General features: G+C 55.0%; 1 tRNA gene and 2 rRNA genes. All 3 read left to right on the top strand.

Annotation, left to right across the window (positions count from 1 at the left end):
• A 5S ribosomal RNA gene (gene rrf / locus HWW83_RS25495) occupies positions 1–88 on the top strand; the annotation flags it as partial.
• A gap of 14 nt (positions 89–102) precedes the next feature.
• Positions 103–178 (top strand) — tRNA-Thr (locus HWW83_RS25490).
• Between the two features lie 45 nt (positions 179–223).
• Positions 224–320, top strand: a 5S ribosomal RNA gene (rrf, locus tag HWW83_RS25485); the annotation flags it as partial.

Raw genomic sequence — 320 nt, 5'->3', positions numbered from 1 at the left:
CTGACCCCATGCCGAACTCAGAAGTGAAACGCCGTAGCGCCGATGGTAGTGTGGGGTCTCCCCATGCGAGAGTAGGACACTGCCAGGCATCAAATTAAGCGTGCTGATATGGCTCAGTTGGTAGAGCGCACCCTTGGTAAGGGTGAGGTCCCCAGTTCGACTCTGGGTATCAGCACCACTTTATTTAAAGTGGGTTTAGAAGTTCGGCAGAAAAAAGAATTTGCTTGGCGGCAATAGCGCGGTGGTCCCACCTGACCCCATGCCGAACTCAGAAGTGAAACGCCGTAGCGCCGATGGTAGTGTGGGGTCTCCCCATGCGA

Origin of the sequence: Serratia ureilytica (assembly GCF_013375155.1) — a bacterium.
Lineage (GTDB): Bacteria > Pseudomonadota > Gammaproteobacteria > Enterobacterales > Enterobacteriaceae > Serratia > Serratia ureilytica.
Note: the sequence above shows the minus strand (reverse complement) of the source record. Positions and strands in the feature narration are given on the sequence as shown.